Consider the following 9,839-nt stretch of genomic DNA (forward strand, 5'->3'; position numbering starts at 1 on the left):
GTCGTATTGGTCCAATTAAATAAGGAAAATATAGAACGTTATCAAAAGTATTTAGAAACCTTATCAAATTCACAATAAATTTATATGATTTTCTCCCGATGAAATAATTATCGGGAGTTTTTTTGTTGGTTTCAGATTTATTCCCACTGGAATTCATTTATTCCTTTTCGTGGTTTGGTTATACCCATCCGGGGATGCTTTATTCCCGCTCGCAACAGTGCAGTTACTTCCAATATCAATAGGTACAAAAAAAGCCTTCTACCGATTATTCCGGTGGAAGGCTTTCGTTTTGACTCTTCGCTTCTTCTATTTGTTGAAGAGCTCCTGCTTTTAAATATTTGCGGTATCCTATTTTGGCTACGATGATACTGAATTCGAAAAGCAAGATAAGCGGAATCGTAACTAGCACATGTGACATGATATCTGGTGGTGTTAAGATATCGGCTACCACTACTAACACAAGGTAAATATATTTACGATACTTTGTTAATAACATTGGTGTTATGATTCCTAATCGTGTTAGGAAAAGTAATACCACAGGCATTTGAAAAACAAAACCAAATGGAATGGTTAATTGGAAAAGAAAACTAAAGTATTCATTTATTCCAATCGTTTGCTCAATGTTCAAATCAGTCGCTAAGTCCGCCATAAAATGTATGACGAATGGGAATACGACATAATAGGAAAATGCAACTCCAGCAATAAATAGAAAAAAGATGAACGGGATGTAACTGAGTGTTGCTGTTCTCTCTTTCTTGTAAAGTCCTGGAGAGATAAAAGCCCATACTTGGTAGAGTATTAGTGGAGATGTCATAACGATTGCTAGAACCATCATCACGGAAATTAATATCTTAAATGGATCGGTTATTTTAAACGCATTTAATGTTAAATCCCGTGCTTCTTCACTCACTTGCAAAAAGTCAATCAGTGGTCCGGCTAAGAAAAAACTGATTACCACTGCTACAACAAAGAAAACGACGATTATCATCAGCCGTTTTCTTAATTCAATAATATGATCAACTGTAGTCATGTCTCTTTCTTCCATCAGAAAAACACCCTAACGTACTTACTTAACTTCATCGTCTAGCTTTTTTGTCTTTTTTTTCTCGTCATCTTCATCTTCATCGATTAGACCACGAGTTGCATTTTTGAATTCGCGAAGCGAACTGCCGAATGCTCGTCCTAATTCAGGGAGCTTTTTCGGACCGAATACAAGCAAAGCTACTACCACAATCAATAATATACTTAATGGACCTGTTGGCATGTAGGCACCTCCTCTTGTCTATTCTTATTTTAACTTACTTACGCTACGTTTGCTATTTGTTACTATGAACGATGTGTGAACTTTCTTCATCTTGTTTTATGAAGTAAATCAGTGTTTGTAATTCAACAGACAAATCAATTGTATGGACACGAATTGAATCAGGTACCGTTAATCGCACTGTTGTAAAATTGAGAATACCCTTAACCGCCGTTTTTGTTAGGCGGTCTGTCACTTCTTGAGCAGCTCGTGAAGGTACTGTTAAAATCACCAGCTCAATACCATATTCTTTAATTTTTCCTTCTAACTTACTAGGTTCAAAAACCGGGATGTCACTCATCAACATTCCGTCTTCAGTAGCACTCGTATCAAATGCTACTACAATACGTGTGTTGTGATTTTTGTGAAAATTGTATTTTAAAAAAGCTGTCCCTAAGCTACCTACACCGATTAATGCGACATTAGTTGCTTCATCTTGATCGAGTGTTTGACGAAAAAACGAAAGCAAGTGTTGTACATCATAGCCATAGCCTTTTTTACCTAATGCTCCAAAATTCGAAAAATCACGGCGAATCGTAGCTGAATCAATTTTCATGGCTTCACTTAGTTCCTGTGAAGAGATACGTTTCTTACCCGCATTCGAAAAATTTTGGATAAATCGGTAATAGAGAGGTAATCTTTTGGTTGTAGCTTGTGGAATTTTAAGCGGTTCTTGTTTCATTTTGTTCCTCCTGCATTCAAGCGAAATCGCTTTCATCTTACATGAGTACATAAAAGAAGTAAAGTTCTGCCGTTGCGCCAGCTACACGCTTCCATTAAACTAAGTGAGAACTGAGGTGGAATTAATGATTGTCTTACAAGTGAATCAATTACATAAAACATTTGTCGTCGATGAAATATTAAGCGGCGTCAAACTTGAAATAAACCATAGAGACCGTGTAGCTTTAGTCGGTCGGAACGGTGCTGGGAAATCGACTCTCCTTAAAATAATTGCTGGTGAAATGTCGTATGACTCTGGAGAAATCATCATTCCAAAAGGTACAAAAGTTGGCTATATGGAGCAACATGCAGGCATCGATTCCGACTTATCGATTTGGGATGAAATGATGACCATTTTTGCTCATCATCTATCGGCTGAAAAAGAATTACGTTCACTGGAAAAGCAAATGGCTGACCCTACCGTATATGAAGATGCCGAGGCTTATGGGCGTATCTTGTCAGACTACGATACCAAGCAAGTTGCGTTTAAAGATTCCGGTGGCTACCAATATGAATCAGATACACGTTCAGTCTTACATGGGATGCAATTCTTCCCAGAAGAATACGATAAGCCCATTCAATCTTTATCAGGCGGTCAAAAAACGCGTTTGGCATTGGCCAAATTATTATTAACAAAACCGGATTTACTCATTCTGGATGAACCGACCAACCACTTAGACATCGACACACTAAGCTGGTTAGAGCGTTATCTTCAAGGTTATCCTGGTGCGATCTTAATCGTTTCTCACGACCGGTATTTCTTAGATCAAGTAGTGAATTTTGTTTATGAGGTGTCTCGTCATAAAGTAAAACGTTTTGTCGGAAATTATAGTTCTTACTTGGATGAAAAGGCAAAAACATATGAACGCGACTTGAAGACATTTGACAAGCAACAAGAAGAAAAAGCAAAACTTGAAGACTTTGTTCAACGCAACTTAGCTCGTGCTTCTACTACTAAAATGGCTCAGTCTCGTCGTAAAGTGTTGGAGAAAACCGATTGGATGGATTCCCCAAATGGGGATGAAAAATCAGCGAACTTTGGTTTCTCGATTGAACGTCAAAGTGGCAATGACGTACTAAAATTAGAACAAGTTACGGTAGGATACTCCGAAAAGCCTGTTTCTCAAGATGTTGATCTTCGAGTCTTTCGAGAAGATCGAATCGCTTTAGTTGGTCCAAATGGTGTTGGAAAATCCACTTTACTAAAAACCGTAGTAAAAGATATTCCTCCAATTGCCGGATCGATTCATTACGGGACAAATGTTCAATTCGGTTACTACGATCAAGAACAAGCAAAACTCACAGGCAACCGATCTGTCCTGAAAGAATTATGGGATGAATGGCCATTAATGAATGAAAAAGATGTACGGAATGTGCTTGGCCGTTTCTTATTCAGTGGTGATGATGTAACCAAATCGATTTCTTCCTTATCAGGTGGTGAAAAAGCTAGGGTCGCATTAGCCAAACTCATGATGTTAAAAGCTAACACCTTGATTTTAGATGAGCCGACCAATCACTTGGATTTAGATAGTAAAGAAGTACTTGAGAATGCATTGATTGATTACCCTGGAACGATACTTTTTGTTTCGCATGACCGCTATTTTATCAATAGAATTGCCACAAAAGTCATTGAATTATCAAGTGATGGAGCTTTCGAATATTTAGGCGATTACGATTACTATGTTGAAAAGAAAAAAGAACTTGAAGAAATTCGAGCTGAACAAGCGGGACCTATTGAAGTAGGAACTACTACTACAAAGCAATCCACTTCAACCATAGATAAAGAGGCTAAGAAAAGAGAGCGTCAAATTACACGGCGCTTAGAAGAATTGGAAGGTCAACTAGGCGGGATAGAAGAACACATTAATGCTGTTGAAGAAAAATTGTGTGATCCTGCTATCTTTCAAGACCATGAACAATTGGTGGTCCTTCAAAAAGAGCTTGAATCTTTTAAAGAGAATCAAGAAGTGCTCATGACTGAATGGATGGAATTAGAAGAAGAATTAGAACTATTGTAAAAGTTACCGCATGTCGAAATATGCGGTATTTTCTTACAATTTAATGAGTATATATATGGGTCAAGTACTTTTTTCGACATTTTTCTCTCCACAAGGTTATTCACAATCAAAAGGTTGATATATCAATCTATCAACAGACTTACCCACACTATCCACAGGGTAAAAAGTTTTTATACACATTATCCAACGGGAAACCTACCACTATATATTGAATTCCACTGACTTATGCACATCTTATCCACAAATTGTGCATAAGTACAGATGTTCTCTATTGACATCTCAATTCATTTTTGCTAAAAAAGAATCGATTCTCTTCAATGAGAGAATCGATTCTTCTTAATTCCAGTCGAATAATGTCATTCCAGGTTTTCCGTTCATTGACATCGAACTAATAATTCCTTTTTCGAACATTACTGAACCAGCTGCCGCAATCATAGCAGCATTATCTGTACATAAAAACAGGGGCGGAACCGTAAATGGAATTCCTTCTTTTGCAAAGGTATCTTCTAATGATTTACGTAAACCTTTGTTAGCAGAGACACCACCAGCAGCAATTACTTGTTTAACTTTGTATTCTTTAGCAGCTCGCAAGGTTTTAGCAGTTAGCACTTCTACCACACTTGCTTGGAAACCTGCTGCAACAGCTTGAGGCTTAATCTCTTCCCCGCGTTGCTCAGCATTGTGCATATAATTTATTACTGACGACTTCAACCCACTAAAACTGAAGTCATATGAGTCTTCCTCTAACCATATACGCGGAAACGCAATGGGTTCGACACCTTCATGTGCAAGTCTGTCTATGTGTGGACCACCTGGATATGGAAGTTTTAACACTCTTGCTACTTTGTCATACGCTTCCCCAGCAGCATCATCACGTGTTTCACCTATTAACTTAAACGTACCGTGATCTGGCATTAAAACAATCTCTGTATGCCCTCCTGAAACAACGAGTGCTAGCAATGGAAATTGCATAGGCTCTGTTAATTGATTGGCATAAATATGTCCTGCAATATGATGTACCCCAACAAGAGGTAATTGATTGGCGAAAGCAAATGCTTTTGCAGCATTAATACCAATCAGAAGAGCACCGACCAGTCCTGGCCCTTCTGTAACAGCAACTGCGTCCAAGTCACTTGGTTGCATGTTTGCTTGCTTCATTGCTTCTTCAATTACAATCGTCATTTGCTCTACATGATGACGAGAAGCGATTTCAGGAACGACTCCGCCGAAGCGTTTATGACTTTCAATTTGTGATGCTACAACGTTAGAGACGATTTCACAACCATTCCGAACAATCGATGCAGCGGTCTCATCACAACTTGTTTCAATACCTAATATGATTTGATCTTTACTCATTTAAATTCCACCCACATTACCAGTGCATTCTCTTGGTTATCTGTATAATAACCTTTTCGAATTCCACCATTTTGAAAATCTAGTTTACGATATAAATTTTGAGCAATCGTATTACTAACTCGGACCTCTAAAGACATAAGAACAACTTCATGTTCCCGAGCAACTCGAATTGCTTCGCGCATAAGACCTTCACCAATCCCTTGCCCTTTAACTTGTTCAGCCACTGCTACATTCGTGATATGGCTTTCATCTATTATCATCCACATTCCACAGAAACCAACAATCTGCCCTTGGTCATTTTCTGCAACAATATAATAAGCATGTAAGTTAGTTGTCATTTCTTGAACAAATGCATCTCGGGTCCAAGGTAAACTAAATGCTTCTTCCTCAACCTTCAAGACTCCATCTACATCAGCAACCGTCATTTTGCGGTAAAAGACTGTATCAATCATTCGATTCGCCAACCTTTTGTTGTTCTGCACGCCAATTCGTTTCAGCTTCAGTAATACGCTTATACTCAGGTACAAAATGATGTGTTTCTTCAATAGAAGGAAGTGGTTTCTTCATAGCTTGCTCAATCACCACAGAAGCTTTGGGTAAATCAAGGTAAAATGGCGCCCGAATAGCACGGTCACCTAAAACTCGTTGTATCGCTTGCCAGTGGATTGAAACATCTTTCCCCACAAATAAAACATTCTCTTGTTTCAATGCTAACTTTTCTAAAATAGTCTCTATTGCATAATGACCATCTGGTAAGTCAGCTGTTAAGTCATTCGTATAAATTGCTGAAAATACATTATCTCTACGAGCATCCATAATGGGACAAATTAGTCCGTTGAAAAGTAATCCATTCCCAGCTATGGTTTGGAGACTTGAGACCCCTACAAGAGGAATCTTTAATGTCCATGCTAGAGTTTTGGCTATAGTGACACCTATACGGACACCCGTATACGAACCTGGGCCTTCAGCCACTGCAATTACATCAATTTCACCCGGATTAATATTTGCTTGTTTTAACGCTTCTTCAACAGCAGGCATAGCCCCTACTGAGTGTGTAACTTTTATCGAGCTTGTCCATTCAACTAAAAGTTGATTATCTTTAACAACTGCAATTGATAATGGAACATTCGACGTATCGATCCCTAACCAAATCATGAAAATAACTCCTTACATAATTGCTCATAACGCTCACCCAATGGGGTAATTTCAAAACGTCGAGCAAATTCATCTTCGTAAAGTACTTCGATCTGTAATCGCTCTTTTGGCAAATCGTATTCAATCAACTTTGCCCACTCAATGACAGACACTGCGTCACCGTAAAAAAGCTCATCCCAACCTAAATCCTCTTCACTATCTGCAAGACGATACACGTCCAAATGATTGAAAGGTAATCTGCCTTCATATTGCTTCAATATCGTAAAAGTAGGGCTGTTCACATTACGTTCTACGCCTAATCCTTTTGCAAAACTTTTTGTAAAAGTTGTCTTCCCTGCTCCCAGATCGCCTTCAAGCGTAATAACATCCTGTGCTTGAACAAGTTCTCCTAAACGTTGACCAAATTGCTCTGTTTCTTCAAGCGATGTGACTTGTTTAATATATGTCATGTTTTTATTTACCTCACACATGTTTTCTCTAGTGTATCGAATCCAACTCAATTATTCACTTAATTGCAGAAAAACACAACTTGCTCTCGTAATGGAGGAAGTTGAGTAATGTGTTATACATTCTATTAATATAACAAAAAAACCCACATAGAAAGGTTACTTTCTTTGTGGATTGATAATTTTAAAATAAAATGGCGGTCCCGACGGGAATCGAACCCGCGATCTCCTGCGTGACAGGCAGGCATGTTAACCGCTACACCACGGAACCATAATATTTAATATTTACCGACAAGATTTATTATACCAATGTATGAAATAATTACAATAGTTTTTTGCAAAATAGTTTTAAAGGTTTTTAAAAAGTTTAGATTCGATTAATCATACTATTTACGGCAGTGGATTTTGGAACTTATTAGACGGTGAAATCACTCCATGAAGTAGCTCAGATATTTGATGTGTTGCATTGCTGATTAGCGCTTGTTTACTCGGCTATTTGAAGTCGTTCTCCAAAAGAACGTAATAATAAGCAACACTATGGGCATGAAAGCTATAAGTCTCCAGTGATTTTCGGCTCCATTGAAATAATAAGCAACAGGTAAAAAAGGTATGAAACAAATAAACATGATACCCAAGATCGATTAAATAACCCCGATAAAAACGTAAAGAGTGAAACAACAAGTGAGACTTACCACAACAGCCCAATTAAATTGAGTGTATCCAATACTATCACCTCTTCACCATCTTATCATTTATTTAAGAATAATATTCTAATAAATGAGGTGTATTGAAAGTCCTATATATATATTAGGATTTCATGTTTTAAATGCATTTGGATGGGTGATCCTCTATTAGTATTGGTATTTTTATATTCCCTTTTTTGGTATTATATAGATAAAGGGAGTGAATGCGAATGAAGAAGTTTTATATTTTACTATTTTCGTTTGTTTTGATTTTGGTAGGAAATGTTGGACAAGCGAATGCTGCGGGATTTACGGACGTGAAACCTGGTGACTCATTTTATGAAGAGATAATGTATTTGTATGAAGATGACATTATTTCGGGATATACAGATGGTCGTTTTGGACCGACCGATACGGTTACACGTGGAGCTGCTGCTTTGATGATTGCGAGAGCTCTGGATTTGGATACAACTCCTCGTGATACTGAATTCCCTGATGTAAAGAGTGACTACTTTGCCTCTGGTGCAATCCAGTCTGCAGCTAGTGCTGGTATCCTTTCTGGATATCACGATGGGAAATTTATGCCAAAAAAAACGGTTACACGAGGTGAGATGGCAATTTTCATTGCCAAGGCCTTTAAATTGACTGACGAAGAAGTCATTTCATTTACTGATGTACCAATCAGTAAATCTTCTTATTCGTCCATTCGTAAGATTTTAGCTGACGGAGTTACAGTTGGTTATAATGATAGTGAATTCCGTCCAGATGTATTGCTAAAACGGAATCAGTTTTCAGCATTTCTTGCACGGGCATTGAACGATCAATTCAAATTATCTGTTGAAACTTGCGGTTACGATTCTGATAGCCGTACTAACCCAGACCTACAAACAGTTAACTGTTTATTGACTAGAAGCGCGCTTACTGCAGATTTTCCGATTCCACCTGAAATTGTGAAGGCAGTGGCAATAGTGGAAAACGGGGCATGGAAACAATTCGATGCAAACGGTGAACCAGTCATTACCGAAGATGGTGGCATCGGGCTTATGCAAGTTACAAATACTGCCGGGTATGATGTAAATCGCCTGAAATATGATCTTACTTATAACATATCTGTAGGAGTAGATATCTTAATCAAAAACTTTAAACGAACAAATTTGCCCTCAGTTGCCGAAAAGAAACCTGAGGAGTTAGAAAGTTGGTACTTTGCAGTAATGGCGTATAATGGAACCAAAGCCGTCAATAGTCCAATTATTAAAGCTACTGGTGAACGAAACGTTAATGCTTATCAAGAAAAGGTTTTCCGTTCCTTCAGTAACACCTATTTCTTAACCAACATTTATTCGATGGTTATGACAGCGGATGATTTTCATTATGGTGAAGATACAAACTGGAATATCGTATTTAAAAAAGAGCATTTCCCTATTTTAGGATCTGACAGAATTGTATCAAAAGAAATTCGTGAAGTTGGAAGTCCAGTTCAGTATTCCGGTTCTGGTCTTCGTTCAAAACCAAGTACAAGTTCTACTCTTATACCAACATCTGATTTAGATACTATATCTCTCGTTGGTGGACTTGTGTATGACATTAACAAGAATTCTAAAAATACTTTTGGTTGGTATCCAGCCAAATTCATGAAAAATGGCAAGCCTGTATACGGTTATATAGCATCCCCTTACATTCAATAAGAGTAAGCCTTGCAGGTCCCCTGGGTCTGCAAGGCTTATTTTAATAGTGTTGAATTTGCGAAGTAGGATCATTGCCTAGTTCGACTTCTAGAGAAGTATATATTCTAAATTCTATAATGACATGTAAGGATCTTCGAGTCTCGCGTATTGTTTACGCTCCGAGTCTCTTCCCCTTGKTTCCTCGAACTCTTTGTTCCTCCTCTTTCTCGCACACMTTCGACTCAATTGAAAAAATGAACAMAAAAAAACCAGTACCTTTCGRTACCGGCTTCTTAATTGCCTAGCGACGTCMTACTCTTGCAGGGGGARACCCCCAACTACCATCGGCGCACGAGCTTAACTTCCGTATTCGGGCTGCGAAAGACGATGAACGGCAGATTTCTTCGTCACCTGCGGGCTTCTCGTTTCTCGCGTATGGAATACGCTCCGAGACTCGCCCCCTTGGTTCCTCGAACTCTTTGTTCCTCCTCTTTCTC

General features: G+C 38.3%; 9 protein-coding genes and 1 tRNA gene. 2 read left to right on the plus strand and 8 right to left on the minus strand.

Annotation, left to right across the window (positions count from 1 at the left end):
* Positions 1-265 precede the first annotated feature (265 nt).
* Genes tatC through AC1DOS_RS14495 form a run of 3 tightly spaced genes read right to left on the minus strand, consistent with a single transcriptional unit; the run spans position 266 to position 1,982 of the window.
* Positions 266-1,045, minus strand: coding sequence for a twin-arginine translocase subunit TatC (gene tatC, locus AC1DOS_RS14485; protein WP_477538064.1), 780 nt, complete (start codon positions 1,043-1,045; stop codon positions 266-268).
* 21 nt (positions 1,046-1,066) lie between these two features.
* Entirely contained in the window at positions 1,067-1,264 is a 198-nt protein-coding gene (gene tatA, locus AC1DOS_RS14490; RefSeq protein ID WP_108587726.1) for a twin-arginine translocase TatA/TatE family subunit, read from the minus strand.
* 52 nt (positions 1,265-1,316) lie between these two features.
* Positions 1,317-1,982: a redox-sensing transcriptional repressor Rex gene (locus AC1DOS_RS14495; RefSeq protein WP_477538065.1), complete on the minus strand. Its 666-nt coding sequence runs from the start codon at positions 1,980-1,982 to the stop codon at positions 1,317-1,319.
* Between the two features lie 124 nt (positions 1,983-2,106).
* Between AC1DOS_RS14495 and AC1DOS_RS14500 the strand changes: the two genes are divergently transcribed.
* The gene (locus tag AC1DOS_RS14500; protein ID WP_477538066.1) at positions 2,107-4,038 is read left to right on the plus strand and encodes an ABC-F family ATP-binding cassette domain-containing protein; all 1,932 of its coding nucleotides are present in this window, start codon (positions 2,107-2,109) and stop codon (positions 4,036-4,038) included.
* Positions 4,039-4,374: 336 nt separating this feature from the next.
* Here the strand turns inward: AC1DOS_RS14500 and tsaD are convergent, their stop codons facing one another.
* The 5 genes from tsaD to AC1DOS_RS14525 form a co-directional block, all read right to left on the minus strand.
* On the minus strand, positions 4,375-5,394 hold the full coding sequence (tsaD, locus tag AC1DOS_RS14505; protein WP_477538067.1) for a tRNA (adenosine(37)-N6)-threonylcarbamoyltransferase complex transferase subunit TsaD: 1,020 nt from the start codon (positions 5,392-5,394) through the stop codon (positions 4,375-4,377).
* Positions 5,391-5,846 carry a ribosomal protein S18-alanine N-acetyltransferase gene (gene rimI / locus AC1DOS_RS14510; protein ID WP_477538068.1) on the minus strand — a complete coding sequence of 152 codons (456 nt, stop codon included), beginning with the start codon at positions 5,844-5,846 and terminating at the stop codon, positions 5,391-5,393. The genes tsaD and rimI overlap by 4 nt, the downstream gene beginning before the upstream one ends.
* Complete coding sequence (gene tsaB / locus AC1DOS_RS14515) at positions 5,839-6,549, minus strand: tRNA (adenosine(37)-N6)-threonylcarbamoyltransferase complex dimerization subunit type 1 TsaB (protein ID WP_477538069.1); 711 nt, start codon at positions 6,547-6,549, stop codon at positions 5,839-5,841. The genes rimI and tsaB overlap by 8 nt, the downstream gene beginning before the upstream one ends.
* The gene (tsaE, locus tag AC1DOS_RS14520) at positions 6,546-6,998 is read right to left on the minus strand and encodes a tRNA (adenosine(37)-N6)-threonylcarbamoyltransferase complex ATPase subunit type 1 TsaE (RefSeq protein ID WP_477538070.1); all 453 of its coding nucleotides are present in this window, start codon (positions 6,996-6,998) and stop codon (positions 6,546-6,548) included. The genes tsaB and tsaE overlap by 4 nt, the downstream gene beginning before the upstream one ends.
* Before the next feature lie 192 nt (positions 6,999-7,190).
* Positions 7,191-7,266 (minus strand) — tRNA-Asp (locus AC1DOS_RS14525).
* A gap of 642 nt (positions 7,267-7,908) precedes the next feature.
* Here AC1DOS_RS14525 and AC1DOS_RS14530 point away from each other — a divergent pair.
* Positions 7,909-9,363 (plus strand): S-layer homology domain-containing protein, encoded by a 1,455-nt coding sequence (locus AC1DOS_RS14530; RefSeq protein WP_477538071.1) that lies wholly within the window; start codon positions 7,909-7,911, stop codon positions 9,361-9,363.
* Positions 9,364-9,839 lie beyond the last annotated feature (476 nt).

This window comes from Paenisporosarcina sp. P5_A11, assembly GCF_056400705.1.

What these genes read in the sequence shown, in the direction of transcription:
- tatC (WP_477538064.1), bottom strand. Translation starts at nt 1,045, where the DNA reads ATGGAAGAAAGAGACATGACTACAGTTGATCATATTATTGAATTAAGA.
- tatA (WP_108587726.1), bottom strand. Translation starts at nt 1,264, where the DNA reads ATGCCAACAGGTCCATTAAGTATATTATTGATTGTGGTAGTAGCTTTG.
- AC1DOS_RS14495 (WP_477538065.1), bottom strand. Translation starts at nt 1,982, where the DNA reads ATGAAACAAGAACCGCTTAAAATTCCACAAGCTACAACCAAAAGATTA.
- AC1DOS_RS14500 (WP_477538066.1), top strand. Translation starts at nt 2,107, where the DNA reads ATGATTGTCTTACAAGTGAATCAATTACATAAAACATTTGTCGTCGAT.
- tsaD (WP_477538067.1), bottom strand. Translation starts at nt 5,394, where the DNA reads ATGAGTAAAGATCAAATCATATTAGGTATTGAAACAAGTTGTGATGAG.
- rimI (WP_477538068.1), bottom strand. Translation starts at nt 5,846, where the DNA reads ATGATTGATACAGTCTTTTACCGCAAAATGACGGTTGCTGATGTAGAT.
- tsaB (WP_477538069.1), bottom strand. Translation starts at nt 6,549, where the DNA reads ATGATTTGGTTAGGGATCGATACGTCGAATGTTCCATTATCAATTGCA.
- tsaE (WP_477538070.1), bottom strand. Translation starts at nt 6,998, where the DNA reads ATGACATATATTAAACAAGTCACATCGCTTGAAGAAACAGAGCAATTT.
- AC1DOS_RS14530 (WP_477538071.1), top strand. Translation starts at nt 7,909, where the DNA reads ATGAAGAAGTTTTATATTTTACTATTTTCGTTTGTTTTGATTTTGGTA.